We start from the raw sequence: 15,040 nt of genomic DNA, 5'->3' as shown, positions 1-15,040 counted from the left end.
CCGGTCTCGTGCAGCAGACGCGTCTCGACACCGCACGGATCCGGGCGGCACGCCGGGTGATCGACCCGGTCTTCCTCGACACTCCGCTCTACCGCTGCGAGGCGCTGGAGCCCGGCCTCGGGTGCGCCGTGAGTGTCAAGCTCGAAACGGCGAATCCCGTGCGCAGCTTCAAGGGGCGCGGCACCGAGGTGGTCGCGAGTCTGCTCGCCGAGAAGGGGGCGCGGGACGTGGTGTGTGCCAGCGCGGGCAATCTCGGGCAGGCCCTCGCCTGGTCCGGGCGTGGCCGGGGGCTGGCTGTGACCGTCGTCGCGTCGCGCTTCGCGACCGTGGCCAAGCTCGACCGTATCCGCGCGCTGGGCGCCAGGCTGGAACTGGTGGACGGCGACCACGAGTCGGCCCGTGAGCGGGCGGCGGAGATCGCGCGGTACGACGGGATCCGCCTGGTCGAGGACAGTCTGGACATCGAGACCTGCGAGGGCGCGGCGACCGTCGGACTGGAACTGGCCGACGCCGCCGCGTCGTTCGACGCCGTACTGATCGCTCTCGGCGGCGGGGCGCTGGCCACCGGGGTGGGGCATGTGCTGAAGGCCCTGGCGCCCGGCGTCGAGGTGATCTGTGTCCAGCCGCTGGGCGCACCGGCGATGACGCGTTCGTGGCGCCAACGGCGCGTGGTCACCACCGAATCGACCGACACCATCGCCGACGGCGTCGCCGGCCGGTACCCCATTCCGGCCGTCCTGGACGATCTCCTGCTGGTCGCCGACGACGCCGTCCTGGTCAAGGAGGCGTCGATCGTCGCGGGTGTGCGGATGCTCCACGACCACGCCGGGCTCGTCGTCGAACCGTCGGCCGCGCTCGGCATCGCGGCGATCCTCGAAGACCGCGACCGCTTCGCGGGCCGGCACGTCGCCACCGTCGTGTGCGGCGGTAACGTCGACCTGGACGCGTACCGCCGCTGGGTCGGTACGGCCGAGGACGCGAAGTGACGGACGGAGAGCGGGACTTGGGCGCCACGCGCGCGTGGGTTGAGGAGTGGCTGCGTCCGTCGGAGCGCGTCGAGGACGTCGTACGCCTGCGTGGGGGCTGGACATCGCGGATGCGCCGTCTCGACATCCGGGGGCCGCGAGGCCGGCGTTCGCTGGTGCTCCGGTCCTTCGTCAAGCCCTTCTACCTCAGGCACGCCGAAGGGCTGCTGACCCGCGAGGCGGACATCCAGCGGCTGCTCGACCACACCGAGGTGCCCGCCGCCCGGCTCGTGGCCGTCGACGCCACGGCGGAGCGGTGCGACCACCCCTCGCTGCTCATGACCCTGCTGCCCGGCACGGTCCGGCTGGCGGACGAGGGAGCGGAGCGGCGTGCCGCGCTGCTGGCCCGTCAGTTGCTGAGCGTGCACCGCGTACGAGTGAGCGAGGAGACCCGGCCGCGCGTGTACCAGGCATGGACCGGACCGGAGCGGGTGAGAGTGCCGGAGACCACCCGGCGGCCCGAGCTGTGGCGGCGCGCCGTGGACGTCATCCGGCGCGAGCCTCCCGACTGCCGACCCTGCTTCCTGCACCGTGACTTCCACCCCGGCAACGTCCTCTTCGACGGCGCGGGCGACGACCTGCGGATCAGCGGCGTGGTCGACTGGGTGGAGACCTCCTGGGGACCGGCCGACCTGGACGTGGCGCACTGCTCGACCGCCCTGGCGCTGCTGCACGGCGTTCCCGCCGGCATGAGTTTCGCCGACCGTTATACGGAGGCGGGCGGTTCACTGGCCGAGGACCGCGCGGCGCATCTGTACTGGCGCCTGTTGGACGCGTTGGCGTTCGCGCCGGACGCCGAGAAGGTCGCCGTCCCCTGGCGGGAGCTGGGACGGACCGACCTGACCCCGGCCGTGCTGGCCGGCAGGCTGGAGGAGTACGTCCAGGCCCTGCTGGACCGGTACGTGTGAGGCCACGGGCCCGCCACCGGCGAGGGGGCGGCCCTACTCCAGCCACACCCCGTCGCGCATGACGACGCGCCCGCGCAGCTCCGGCTCGCCGCGCCAGGCGCGCACGGTCGTCGGGACCACGCGTATGTAAAGAAACGAGCCTTCCTCCGCGCGTGGATCCCACCCGAACCTGCCGGCGAACGCCTCCGCCGCGCCCGCGGGCACCTCCTGGTCCAAGAAGCACTCCGCCTCACCCTGGAGGAGCACCACGTCGGAGGTGTCCGGCAGCGACAGGCGTACGCGCGGCTCCTCGCGGACGTTGCGCGCGGTCACCGAAGCGGCGCCGGTGCACATCCACACCGCTCGCCCGTCCCACAGGAACCACAGCGGCACCTGGTGCGGCCCGTGTTCGGGGTGAGCCGTCGACACCCAGAGGTCCCGCTCGGCGACGAGCCGCGCCAGGGTCTCGCGTACACGCTCCGCCGTCCGGCGGCCGGCATTCCCTGTGGTCTCCATGAGGACCGACCCTAGACAGGCATCACCGGGCGCGCCTGAGGCGCGGGACCTACTCCCAGCGACCGACGACCCCTTCCCATTCACAGCGACCGCAGCGCGAACCACAGCTCCATCCGTACGTCCGCCTCGTCCAGGTCCGCCTCCAGCAGCGTCGCGCAGCGGGCGATGCGTTGGCGCACGGTGTTGCGGTGGACCGTCAGCGCCACCGCCGTACGGTCCCAACTGCCGTGCAGGGAAAGCCAGGTGCGCAGGGTCTCCGTCAGCGCGGGGGAGCCGGCGAGCGGGGCCAGCCGGGAACGGGCGTGCGCCGCCGCCTCTTCAGGAGGCACGAGCGCGGTCAGGGCGCCCGGACCCGGCTCGTGGTGGTGTACGAGCGCGGCGCGGGTGGCTTCCGCGCGGCGCAGCGCCCGGTCCGCCTGGGCGTCGGCCTCCGGCAGGGCGGCGGGGGCGGCCGGCGCGCTCACCCCCAGCGTCCAGCCGGGCTGCGCGGTGACCGGGCGGTCGGTGAGGACACGGACGGTGGTGCCGTCCGACTCGGCCAGCGCGCTGCCGAGTGCCGCCGCCAGCGCCGACGCGGCGAAGGGCGTGTCGCCGCCGTGCGCGTGCACCACCGTCCAGGGGCCGGGGCCGAGGAGCGGCGCCGCCTCGGTGGGCGCGGCGCCCAGCAGGAGCCGTACGAGCGCCGCCGAGCGCGCCGCCTCCGCCGCGCCCTGGTGCGGGGCCGTGAGCAGCGACAGCAGGACGACGGCGACGCCCGTGACGGTGTGGTCGCCGGCCTCCCGGCGGCCGGCGGCGACGCCGAGGACCAGGCCCTGGCCGCCGCCCAGCGCGTACGCGGCCAGACGGGCGCCGCCCACCGTGTCGGCGGCGGTGCCGTGCGGCGGGTTCACCAGGCGTGAGAGCCGGGCCAGCGCCGTACGGGATCCCGGCGCCGGGTCGTGGCCCGTGGCGTGCAGCTCCGCGCCGTCCGGGGCGAACAGCACCGCGCGTCCGCCGAGCCGCACCGCGAGCTGGCGCAGCACCGCCGGTACCGGGTCGGGGCGGGCGGCAGCCGCCGCGAGGCCCTGCTGGGCCTCGGTGACCCGGCGCAACTCGTGGTGGCGGGCCTCGGCCATCAGCCGCCACACCCCGCGCGCCACGGTGGTGAACGGGGTGCGCGGGGGGATCTCCAGCAGCGGCAGCCCATGGCGGTCGCACGCCTCGACCAGGCCCGCGGGGACCGTGTCGTACACCGGGGCGACCCCGAAGCCGAGCGCCGTCGCGCCCGCCTCGACGACCCTCCTCACATAGGTGTCGGCGTGCGCGTCCGTCAGCTGCACGCCCGCCGTCAGCAGCAGCTCACCGCCGAGCAGATACGGGTACGGGTCGGCCATCTCGGAGGTGTGCACCCAGTGGACGGCGACACCCGCGGCTCCGGCGTCCGGCAGCCCCGCGATCAGGCGCAGACCGAGCGTGCCGTCCGCGAGCAGCGCGGCCAGCGGGACCGGCGGGGTGGGCGGAGCGGAGGGTTCCGGCATGGACGATCCATCCATCGACAGTGAGAAGAATGGATGAAACGTACACTTCAGCGTTGCTTTCCGGCCACCTACCGTCGACTCGCACAAGGCAGCACCCCGGAGTTGACCAGTAGCAGGAGGAAGCCCCATGGCTGTGGACTACGCGGTGATCGTCGTCTATCTCGCCGGCATGCTCGCCATGGGCTGGTGGGGCATGCGCCGCGCCAAGTCCAAGTCCGAGTTCCTGGTGGCGGGCCGCCGGCTCGGCCCCTGGATGTACTCGGGCACCATGGCCGCCATCGTCCTCGGCGGCGCCTCCACCATCGGCGGTGTCGGCCTCGGCTACCAGTACGGACTCTCCGGCGCCTGGATGGTCTTCACCATCGGCCTCGGACTCCTGGCCCTGTCGGTGTTCTTCTCCGCGCGCATCGCCCGGCTGAAGGTCTACACCGTCTCCGAGATGCTCGACCTTCGGTACGGAGGACGCGCCGGCATCATCTCCGGGCTCGTCATGTGGGCCTACACCCTCATGCTCGCGGTCACCTCGACCATCGCGTACGCCACGATCTTCGACGTCCTGTTCGACATGCACCGCACCGTCGCGATCATCCTGGGCGGCGCCATCGTGGTGGCGTACTCGACGCTCGGCGGCATGTGGTCGATCACGCTCACGGACATGGTGCAGTTCGTCGTCAAGACGATCGGTGTGCTGCTGCTCCTGCTGCCCATCGCCGTCGTGAAGGCGGGCGGCTTCAGCGAGATGAAGGCGAAGCTTCCCACGGAGTACTTCGACCCGCTGGGCATCGGCGGCGAGACGATCTTCACGTACGTGCTGATCTACACCTTCGGCATGCTGATCGGGCAGGACATCTGGCAGCGCGTGTTCACCGCGCGCGGCGACAGGACGGCCCGCTGGGGCGGCACCGTCGCCGGTACCTACTGTCTCCTCTACGCGATAGCCGGAGCCGTCATCGGCACCGCCGCCAAGGTCCTCTACCCGAAGCTGCCGAGCGCCGACGACGCGTTCGCCACCATCGTCAAGGACGAACTCCCGCCCGGCGTACGGGGACTGGTGCTGGCCGCCGCCCTCGCCGCCGTCATGTCGACGTCGTCCGGTGCGCTCATCGCCTGCGCCACCGTCGCCAACAACGACATCTGGGCGCGGCTGCGGAGCCTCGTCGGACAGCGCGAGGGACGGGCGGACACGGTGGGGGAGCGGGACGAGGTCAAGGACAACCGCGCCTTCATCCTGGTCATGGGCCTCGCCGTCATCTGCATCGCCATCGCGCTCAACGACGTCGTCGGGGCGCTGACCGTCGCGTACAACCTCCTCGTCGGCGGACTGCTGGTGCCCATCCTCGGCGGCCTCCTGTGGAAGCGCGGCACCGTGCAGGGCGCGCTCGCCGCGATGGTCGTCGGCGGTCTCTCGGTGATCGGCCTGATGACCGCGTACGGCATCCTCGCCAACGAGCCCATCTACTACGGGCTGATCGCCTCGCTGGTGGTGTACGTCGTCGTCAGCCTGGCGACGAAGCCGACGGACGCCGCCGTGCTGGCCGCGTGGCGCCGCCGCCTCGCGGGCGAGGGCGGCCCGGACGGCGAAGGCCCGGACGGGAGCGGGGACGCCGCCCGGCCCGGACCCGTCCCGGCCGGCAACGCGGGCTGAACCGGCGCCCGGCGGCGCCCGGCGGGAGGGCGCCGCACCCATTGTCAGTGGCCAGGGTCATGCTGGACACGTACACGCACCACGAGAGGGCTCGACAGCGATGAGCAGCGCAGCAGGACCCGACACCACCGGCGGCGGCACCGGCCGGGAAGGCGGCCCGCGAGGGCCCGTCGACTCCTCCCGCGTGCCCCGGTTCGCCGGACCCGCCACCTTCGCCCGCCTCCCCCGGCTGGACGAGGTCGGGGCCGCCGATGTCGCCGTCGTCGGGGTCCCCTTCGACAGCGGCGTGTCCTACCGGCCGGGCGCCCGCTTCGGCGGCAACGCGATCCGCGAGGCGTCCCGGCTGCTGCGCCCGTACAACCCCGCCCAGGACGCCTCACCGTTCGCCCTCGCGCAGGTCGCCGACGCCGGCGACATCGCCGCCAACCCGTTCAACATCAACGAGGCCGTCGACACCATCGAGGCGGCGGCCGACGACCTCATCGGCACCGGCGCCCGTCTGATGACCCTCGGCGGCGACCACACCATCGCCCTGCCCCTGCTGCGCTCGGTCGCCAAGAAGCACGGACCGGTCGCGCTGCTCCACTTCGACGCGCACCTCGACACCTGGGACACCTACTTCGGCGCCGAGTACACCCACGGCACCCCGTTCCGCCGGGCCGTCGAGGAAGGCATCCTCGACACGGAGGCGCTGTCGCACGTCGGCACCCGCGGCCCGCTCTACGGCAAGAAGGACCTGGACGACGACCACCGGATGGGCTTCGGCATCGTCACGTCCGCCGACGTCATGCGGCGCGGCGTGGACGAGGTCGCCGACCAGTTGCGGCAGCGCATCGGGGACCGCCCTCTGTACATCTCCATCGACATCGACGTGCTCGACCCGGCCCACGCGCCCGGCACCGGCACCCCCGAGGCCGGCGGGCTCACCTCGCGCGAACTCCTCGAAATCCTCCGGGGACTGGCCTCCTGCCACCTCGTCTCCGCCGACGTGGTCGAGGTCGCCCCGGCGTACGACCACGCGGAGATCACCTCCGTCGCCGCCTCCCACACGGCGTACGAACTGACCACGATCATGTCCCGCCAGATCGCGGAGGACCGCGCGAAGTGACTCACGACCACCACCACGAGACCCCCCGCTACACCCCCGAGCAGACCGCGCGGGCACTCAACCCGCCCCCGGGGCGCAACGGCGGCGACCTCGTCGTGGAGACCCTGCACGGCCTCGGCGCCACCACCGTCTTCGGTCTGCCCGGCCAGCACGCGCTGGGCATGTTCGACGCGCTGCGCCGCTCCGACCTGGACTACGTGGGGCTGCGCGTCGAGAACAACGCCGGATTCGCCGCCGACGCCTACGGCCGTGTCACCGGCGAGGTCGCGCCCCTGCTGCTCTCCACCGGGCCGGGCGCGCTGACCTCCCTCGCCGCGCTCCAGGAGGCCGCCGCCGGCTCCTCGCCCGTGCTCGCGATCTCCAGCCAGATCCCGTCGGCCGGCCTCGGCGGCGGCCGGCACGGCTATCTCCACGAACTGCGCGACCAGCAGGCCTCGTTCCGCGACATCGTCAAATCCGTGCACCTCGTCCGTACGGCCTCCCAGATCCCGTCCGCCGTCGCCGCCGCCTGGGAGTCCGCGCTCACCGCGCCGCACGGACCCGTCTGGGTCGAGATCCCGCAGGACGTCCTCCTGAAGGAGACGACGCTGCCGCTGGTCACCGCCGTCGACGCCACCCCGCGCGAACTGCTGCCGCGCCCCGAGCTGATCGCCGTGGCGGCGCACGCCCTCTCGCACGCGGAGCGCCCCGTGATCATCGCGGGCGGCGGAGTCGTACGGGCGGACGCGGCCGGCAAGCTGCGCGCCCTCGCGGAGAAGCTGACCGCCCCCGTCGTCACCACCTTCGGCGGCAAGGGCGCCTTCCCGTGGGAGCACCCGCTCTCGCTCCAGTCCTGGCTGGAGGACCGGCACACCACCGACTTCCTGGAGGACGCCGACGTCGTGCTGGTCGTCGGCTCCGGCCTCGGCGAGCTGTCCTCCAACTACCACACGTTCCGCCCACGCGGCCGGGTGATCCAGATCGAGGCCGACCTCGGCAAGCTGGAGTCCAACCTCCCGGCGCTCGGCATCCACGCCGACGCGCGCGAGGCGCTGTCCGCGCTCCTGGAGTCGGTGACGGAGCGCACCGACCCGGCCACCGCCGAGGCCGCCCGGTCCGCCCACGACGCCGTCGCCACGGTCCTGAGGAAGGTACGGACACGGATCGACGCCCAGGGCCTGGAGCTGGAGCAGCGGGTCCTCGCCGCCGTACGCGACGCCCTGCCCGCCACCGCGCCCAGCTTCTGGGACATGACGATCCTCGCCTACTGGGCCTGGTCGGCCTGGCCGGGCGCGATGCACTCCGGCCAGGGCGCCGGCGGGCTCGGCTACGGCTTCCCGGCGGCCATCGGCGCGGCGGCGGCCGACCGCACGAAGCCCGTCCTCGCCGTCTCCGGCGACGGCGGGGCGATGTACTCGATCGCCGAGCTGGCCACCGCCCGGCAGTACGACCTCCCCGTCACCTGGCTGATCGTCGACGACGGCGGCTACGGCATCCTCCGCGAGTACATGACGGACTCCTTCGGCGAGACGACCGGCACCGAGCTGGCCCGCCCGGACTTCGTGGCGCTCGCCGAGTCCTTCGGGGTCCCCGCGGTCCGTACGAGCCCCGAGTCGCTGCGCGAGGACCTGTCGAAGGCCCTGGCGGCCCCCGGCCCCTCGGTGGTGGTGCTCCCGGCCCTCCTCAAACTGTTCGCCCCCACCCACCTGCCCTAGCGCCGAGTCCGGAAAGCCCCGCCCGGAAAGCCCCGCCCGGCCAGCCCCGCCCGGCTCTGGTTCGCTCGGTCATCAGTCCTAGGTCTCACGACGCGCGACTGGGACCAGCGACGGGTATTTGTTGCGGTGGGATGAAATCCGCACGTGGACGCGTTGATGCCTTCCGGCAGGGGGTCCACGGGGGACGCCCGCGTACCGACAAACGGCAGGGCAACGGAGGGCGGCGACAGTGGCGGCGGAGCGGACAGACCCGCGGGGCGACGAGGCGGCGGAAGCCGGGGCGAGCGGCGGGGACGCCGGTTGGGCCCGGCGGCTGATCGGCTACGCCTGGCGCTACCGGCGCAATGTGATCCTCGCCCTCGGCTCGTCCCTGGGCGGCATGGCCGTCATGGCGCTCGTCCCACTGATCACCAAAGTCGTCATCGACGACGTCATCGGCACCGGCACCCGGTCCATCGCCGTCTGGACCGGCCTGCTGATAGCCGCGGCCGTCGTCATCTACGCCATGACGTACATCCGCCGCTACTACGGCGGACGCCTCGCCCTGGACGTCCAGCACGACCTCCGTACGGAGATGTACGGCACCATCGCCAAGCTCGACGGCCGCCGCCAGGACGAGCTGTCCACCGGACAGGTCATCGGCCGCGCCACCAGCGACCTCCAGCTCATCCAGGGCCTGCTCTTCATGCTGCCGATGACCATCGGCAACGTCCTGCTGTTCATCATCTCCCTCGTGATCATGGCGTGGCTGTCGCTGCCCCTGACCCTCGTCGCCCTCGCCGTCGCCCCCGCCCTCTGGTACATCGCCCGCCGCAGCCGTACCCGGCTGCACCCCGCCACCTGGTACGCCCAGTCGCAGGCCGCCACCGTCGCGGGAGTCGTCGACGGGTCCGTCTCCGGCGTACGCGTCGTCAAGGGCTTCGGCCAGGAGGAGCAGGAGACCGGCAAGCTGCGCGCCGCCGGCCGCAAACTGTTCGCCGGCCGGCTCCGTACGATCAAGCTCAACTCCCGCTACACCCCCGCCCTCCAGGCCGTCCCGGCCTTCGGGCAGGTCGCGATGCTCGCGCTCGGCGGCTGGCTCGCCACCCGGGGCCAGATCACCCTCGGCACGTTCGTCGCCTTCTCCACCTACCTCGCGCAGCTCATCGGCCCCGTCCGGATGCTCGCCATGGTCCTGACCGTCGGCCAGCAGGCCCGCGCCGGCGTCGAGCGGGTCCTCGAACTCATCGACACCGAACCGTCCATCCAGGACGGCACGAAGGACCTCCCCGCCGACGCCGAGGCATCCGTCGAGTTCGACGACGTGACGTTCTCCTACGGAGACGGCCGCACCGTCCTGGACGGCTTCTCGCTGGAGATCCGCCCCGGCGAGACCGTCGCCGTCGTCGGATCGTCCGGCAGCGGCAAGTCCACCGTGTCGCTGCTCCTGCCGCGCTTCTACGACGTCACGCACGGCGCCGTCCTCGTCGGCGGCCACGACGTACGCGAACTGACCCTCGACTCCCTGCGCGCCGCCATCGGACTCGTCCCCGAGGACAGCTTCCTCTTCTCCGACACCGTCCGCGCCAACATCGCCTACGGCAAACCCGACGCCACCGACGAGGAGATCGAACGCGCCGTCCGCGCCGCCCAGGCCGACCGCTTCATCGCCGACCTCCCCGCCGGATACGACACCACCGTCGGCGAACAGGGCCTGACCCTCTCCGGCGGCCAGCGCCAGCGCATCGCCCTGGCCCGCGCCATCCTCACCGACCCCCGGCTGCTGCTCCTGGACGACGCCACGTCCGCCGTCGACGCCCGCGTCGAGCACGAGATCCACGAGGCGCTGCGCTCGGTCATGGCCGGCCGTACGACGCTGCTCATCGCCCACCGCCGCTCCACCCTCGGCCTCGCCGACCGCATCGCCGTCCTGGACGAGGGACGCCTCGCCGACATCGGCACCCACGACGAACTCCAGGAACGGTCCGCCCTCTACCGCCGGCTGCTCACCGACCCGGACGAGCTGGGCGGCGTGTCCCCCGGCCATGTCCCGGCCGTCGTGGGCGCCGCGGCGGCGGAGGACGACCGGACCGTCCAGGAGGAACTGGACGCCGAGTTCGACGCCGAACGCGGCATCACCCCCACCCTGTGGGAGCGTGCGGAGGCACCCGCCGAGGAGTCCGCCGCGCCCGGCGCGACACCCGAACTCCTCGCACAGGTCGAGGCGTTGCCCCCGGCCACCGACGTCCCGTCGATAGACGAGGCGCGCGCCGTCGCCGCCGAGTCGTCGTACGGGCTGCGCCGGCTGCTGCGCGGCTTCGGACCGCCCCTGGCGGTCAGCCTCGCGCTCGTCGCCGTCGACGCCGGAATGGGCCTGCTGCTGCCGGTCCTGATCAGGCACGGCATCGACAACGGAGTGGAACAGGTCGCGCTCGGCGCGGTGTGGGCGGCGTCCCTGCTCGGTCTGCTGGTCGTGTCCGTCCAGTGGATCGCCCAGATCGGCGAGACACGGATGACCGGCCGCACCGGCGAACGCGTCCTGTACTCACTGCGCCTGAAGATCTTCGCCCAGCTCCAGCGGCTCGGACTCGACTACTACGAACGCGAGTTGACCGGCCGCATCATGACCCGCATGACGACGGACGTCGACGCGCTGTCGACGTTCCTCCAGACGGGGCTCGTCACCGCCTTCGTCTCCGTCGTCACGTTCTTCGGCATCCTCGTCGTACTGCTCGTCATCGACGTCGGCCTGGCACTGGTCGTCTTCGCGACACTGCCGGTGCTGATCGTCGGCACCGTCTTCTTCCGGCGCAAGAGCGTCAAGGCGTACGAGCTGGCGCGCGAACGCATCAGCGTCGTCAACGCCGACCTCCAGGAGTCCGTGTCCGGGCTGCGCGTCGTCCAGGCATTCGGCCGGGAGAAGGACGGCGCGCAGCGCTTCGCGGGCCGCAGCGACCACTACCGGCAGGCGCGGGTACGCGGCCAGTGGCTGATCTCCGTGTACTTCCCCTTCGTCCAGCTGCTGTCCTCGGTGGCCGCGGCGGCCGTACTGATCGTCGGCGCGGGCCGGGTGGAGGCGGGGACGCTGACGACCGGCGCACTCGTCGCGTATCTGCTGTACATCGAGCTGTTCTTCGCCCCCGTGCAGCAGCTGTCGCAGGTCTTCGACGGCTACCAGCAGGCCACGGTCTCGCTGGGGCGCATCCAGGAACTGCTGCGCGAGCCGACCTCCACGGAGGCCGCCGGGAAGCCGCTCGCCGTCGAGTCGCTGCGCGGTGAGATCGCCTTCGAGGACGTGCACTTCGCGTACGGGACCCTGGAGAGTGGCCTGGTGGAGGGCGGCGGCGCGGGAGACCCGGACGAGGCCGTCGTACGGGAGATGGCCGTGGAACGGGAGAAGGCCGTCGTACTGACGAAGGCCCCGGTCAAGGAGGAGACCGCCCTCATGGGCGTCAACCTCCGTATACCGGCGGGTCAGACCGTCGCCTTCGTCGGCGAGACGGGCGCGGGCAAGTCCACGCTCGTCAAGCTCGTCGCCCGCTTCTACGACCCGACGTCCGGCCGCGTCACGGCGGACGGCACCGACCTGCGGGACCTGGACATGACCAGCTACCGGCACCGGCTCGGCGTCGTCCCTCAGGAGGCGTACCTCTTCGCCGGTACGGTGCGCGACGCCATCGCCTACGGGCGGCCGGGCGCCACCGACGCGGAGGTCGAGGCGGCGGCCCGCGCGGTCGGCGCGCACGAGATGATCGCCACGCTGGAGGGCGGCTATCTGCACGAGGTCGCCGAGCGGGGCCGCAATCTCTCCGCCGGCCAGCGGCAGTTGATCGCGCTGGCCCGCGCGGAGCTGGTCGACCCGGACGTGCTGCTCCTGGACGAGGCGACCGCCGCGCTCGACCTGGCCTCCGAGGCGCTGGTCAACCAGGCGACGGACCGGCTGTCGGGGCGGCGCACGACGCTGGTCGTGGCGCACCGGCTGACGACGGCGGCGCGCGCGGACCGGGTGGTCGTGCTGGACCACGGCCGGGTCGTCGAGGACGGTACGCACAGTGAACTGCTCGCGCTGGACGGCTCGTACGCGCGACTGTGGCGCAGCTTCATCGGCGAGCGGCAGCCCGAGGGGGAGCCGGAGGAGGAGCGCGCGACGGTCGCGGGCGCGTGAGGGCCTGGGGCGGGTCCGGAAAGTCCCGCCTGGCCCGCAGCGCCTGGCGCGGCGCCTCTCCCCCGTGGGCCCCAGGGGGCCACGGGAGGTGCCCCCGGTGTCGGAGTCGGCCGAGTACGCCCGGTACGAGGCCGATCCTCCGCCTTGCGATGCACCGCACCAGCCGCCGCGGGCCCCGCCCTGCGGGCGGACGACGCTACTTCCCGGACCCGCCCCAGGACGGGGTGACCCTCCGGGCGCGCGCCTACCACTGAAGGGTGGGCGCGCCGTCCGTGTCGAGGGTTTCCGCCAGCAGGTCGGCGTAGCGGCGCAGATCCTCGTGCCAGCCCACGAAGGACGCGAAGTCCCGCATATGGATGGCGAGTCGGAGGGTGGCGGCGCGGGCGGTGCCCGGGGGGAGCGCTTCGGCGGCGTCCCCGGAGGCATTCGCGGCGGTGTTCGTGGCGTCCTCCTTACGGAGGTAGCCGGCCAGCAGGGCACGGGCCGCGGCCGGATAGTCCACCGGCGGGGCCTGGCCGGCCGCGCCGAGACCGCGGGTCGCGGCGGAACGCAGCTCGTGCAGTTCACCGAGCACCCAGCCGAGGTCGAGCGCCGGGTCGCCGCCGGTGACCTCCTCGCCGGTGAGCAGGACGCTGTGGTCACCGGCAGGGGAGGGGACCAGCCAGCCGGTGCTGGGCGCACCGTGCAGCAGGACCGCTCCTCCCCTGCCGGGTGGTTCCTGGGCGGCCACGGCCCAGTCGGTCAGCCGGGTCCACAGGCGGGCGCCCAGCCGGTCGTGGGCCAGGGCGCGCAGCCGCGCGCCGTCCCCGTCGGGAGCCGCTCCGGAGATCCAGGCCAGGAGCCGGCCGACGCCATGGTGCGGCGGCGCGGGCTCCTGGAACGTCCACGGCACGTCGTGCAGCTGCCGCAGCGTCCGGCCCAGGTCCGCCAACGCCCGTACGGAGAGCCGGTAGGCGGTGTCGTCACCGGAGGGCAGCAGCCGGGCGACCGAGACGGCGCCGGGCACCCGGTACACCACTCCGCCACGCTCCCCGGCCTCGGACGCCGCGGCCCGCTCACCGAGCGCGAGCCGCGCGCCGCGCCCCGCACCGGCGTCCGTACCCGTGCCCGTACTCGTACCCGTGCCCGTGGCGGCGTTCGCCTCGGCGACGGCGGCGTCCACCCGGCGCAGCGCCACGCCGGCCGCAGGCGACGGAGGTGCCTGCGGCCGGTCGTGGGCCGGTCCGGGGACGCGCAGCCAGCTGAAGCGGGCGTCGCCGTGGTAGCGCACGCTGATCCGCAGATACCGGGTGCCGTACTCGCGTACGGTCACGGAGCCGGCGGCCCCCGCGGGCCGTACCGCCGCGGGGACCGCCGGGGCGTCGGTGGCTGCCACGGATTCAGCGGCGCGTGCGGCTCCGCCGGCGGATTCAGCCATGGCCGTCCCGTCGCCGGACCGCCGCGACGATCTCCCGGGCGTCCGTGAGCGCGGCGGCCTCGCCCTCCGTGAAGAGGACTCCGCCGCAGTTGAGGATCACCTCGTCCACACCGGCGTCCTTGTACGTGCCGAGCACGCCCGCGATGTGGTCGGCGGAGCCGTACACATAGGTCCCGCTGTCCACCAGCGCTCGGGCACCGGCCTGCGGATCGGCGGGGTCGGCCGCGACGCCGGCCCGGCGCAGCATGTCCGTGTAGTGGTCGGCGGAGAGATGCCCGGCGGCGGCGGTGTGCGCGAGGACGTACGGGTCGCGCCCGGGGCGGTCGACGGCGACATGGACGACGGTCGCGACCCGGCACCGGGAGTCCCTTGCCTTGGCGCCCTCGTCCAGCGCGGGGACCAGGGTCTCGGCGACATAACCGGGAGGCGTCATCCAGGTGATGGCGACGTCGGCGACACCGCCCGCCGTACGCGCCATGTTGGGGCGCAGCACCCCCACCCCGACCTCCACGCGCGGGTGTTCCATCGGCATCAGGCGTCCGCGCAGGGCGTGGTAGTCACCGGCGTGGTCGACGATCTCGCCGTCGAGCAGGGAGCGGACCGTACGCAGATACTCGGCGGCCATGGTGCGGGGGCTGTCGTACGGCCGCCCCTCCAGGCTCCGTACGAAGGCGGGCGCGCCGACGCCGTAGCCGGCCACCACCGGGTGACCCGTCGTCAGGGCCAGCGAACGGGCCTGGAGAGCGGCCTCGTACGGATGGCGCAGCGGCATCAGGGTCACGCTGGTGCCGACCGGGACGCGTACCCCCGCGCCGGCGAGATGCGCGAACACCTGGTGTGTCTCCACCTTGAGCGACTGGCCCATCCACACGCGTCGCGCGTCGCCGTCGCGCACCAGCTCGGCGTAGGGACGGACGGTCTCGGTGGTGTCCGGCATGCTCGGTACGAGGATGCTCGGCAGCGTGGACCGGTCGGAGGCGTCGGTGGTCACGAGGCAGCACACCTTCCCTGATTGCTGTGGCTCCGGCTGTGGCTGGGGCTCTAGTTGTGGCTCTGGCTCTGGCTCTGGCTCTGGTCTCTGGCTGTA

General features: G+C 73.1%; 10 protein-coding genes. 6 read left to right on the top strand and 4 right to left on the bottom strand.

What is annotated here, in order from left to right; genetic code table 11:
* Window positions 1-8 precede the first annotated feature (8 nt).
* Both ACFYNU_RS01415 and ACFYNU_RS01410 read left to right on the top strand, forming a co-directional pair.
* On the top strand, window positions 9-986 hold the full coding sequence (locus tag ACFYNU_RS01415) for a pyridoxal-phosphate dependent enzyme (RefSeq protein WP_356590349.1): 978 nt from the start codon (window positions 9-11) through the stop codon (window positions 984-986).
* The gene (locus tag ACFYNU_RS01410) at window positions 983-1,933 is read left to right on the top strand and encodes an aminoglycoside phosphotransferase family protein (RefSeq protein ID WP_356590351.1); all 951 of its coding nucleotides are present in this window, start codon (window positions 983-985) and stop codon (window positions 1,931-1,933) included. The genes ACFYNU_RS01415 and ACFYNU_RS01410 overlap by 4 nt, the downstream gene beginning before the upstream one ends.
* 33 nt (window positions 1,934-1,966) lie before the next feature.
* Here ACFYNU_RS01410 and ACFYNU_RS01405 read toward each other — a convergent pair whose 3' ends face one another.
* A complete protein-coding gene (locus tag ACFYNU_RS01405; RefSeq protein ID WP_356590353.1) occupies window positions 1,967-2,428 on the bottom strand; it encodes a pyridoxamine 5'-phosphate oxidase family protein in 462 nt (153 codons plus the stop codon).
* An 80-nt stretch (window positions 2,429-2,508) separates the two neighbouring features.
* Window positions 2,509-3,945, bottom strand: coding sequence for a PucR family transcriptional regulator (locus ACFYNU_RS01400; RefSeq protein WP_356590355.1), 1,437 nt, complete (start codon window positions 3,943-3,945; stop codon window positions 2,509-2,511).
* 127 nt (window positions 3,946-4,072) lie between these two features.
* Here ACFYNU_RS01400 and ACFYNU_RS01395 point away from each other — a divergent pair, with 127 nt between their 5' ends.
* From ACFYNU_RS01395 to ACFYNU_RS01380, 4 genes are all read left to right on the top strand, one after another.
* Window positions 4,073-5,590, top strand: coding sequence for a sodium:solute symporter (locus ACFYNU_RS01395; RefSeq protein WP_356590357.1), 1,518 nt, complete (start codon window positions 4,073-4,075; stop codon window positions 5,588-5,590).
* Between the two features lie 100 nt (window positions 5,591-5,690).
* On the top strand, window positions 5,691-6,698 hold the full coding sequence (gene speB / locus ACFYNU_RS01390) for an agmatinase (RefSeq protein ID WP_356590359.1): 1,008 nt from the start codon (window positions 5,691-5,693) through the stop codon (window positions 6,696-6,698).
* A complete protein-coding gene (locus tag ACFYNU_RS01385) occupies window positions 6,695-8,392 on the top strand; it encodes a thiamine pyrophosphate-binding protein (RefSeq protein ID WP_356590361.1) in 1,698 nt (565 codons plus the stop codon). The genes speB and ACFYNU_RS01385 overlap by 4 nt, the downstream gene beginning before the upstream one ends.
* Window positions 8,393-8,705: 313 nt before the next feature.
* Window positions 8,706-12,536 (top strand): ABC transporter ATP-binding protein, encoded by a 3,831-nt coding sequence (locus tag ACFYNU_RS01380; RefSeq protein WP_356590382.1) that lies wholly within the window; start codon window positions 8,706-8,708, stop codon window positions 12,534-12,536.
* Between the two features lie 244 nt (window positions 12,537-12,780).
* Here the strand turns inward: ACFYNU_RS01380 and ACFYNU_RS01375 are convergent, their stop codons facing one another.
* Both ACFYNU_RS01375 and ACFYNU_RS01370 read right to left on the bottom strand, forming a co-directional pair.
* Window positions 12,781-13,911 carry a hypothetical protein gene (locus tag ACFYNU_RS01375; RefSeq protein WP_356589709.1) on the bottom strand — a complete coding sequence of 377 codons (1,131 nt, stop codon included), beginning with the start codon at window positions 13,909-13,911 and terminating at the stop codon, window positions 12,781-12,783.
* Between the two features lie 34 nt (window positions 13,912-13,945).
* On the bottom strand, window positions 13,946-14,944 hold the full coding sequence (locus tag ACFYNU_RS01370; RefSeq protein ID WP_356589711.1) for an LLM class flavin-dependent oxidoreductase: 999 nt from the start codon (window positions 14,942-14,944) through the stop codon (window positions 13,946-13,948).
* Window positions 14,945-15,040: the final 96 nt, after the last annotated feature.

The organism is Streptomyces sp. NPDC006643, assembly GCF_042870175.1.
Lineage (GTDB): Bacteria > Actinomycetota > Actinomycetes > Streptomycetales > Streptomycetaceae > Streptomyces.
Note: the sequence above shows the minus strand (reverse complement) of the source record. Positions and strands in the feature narration are given on the sequence as shown.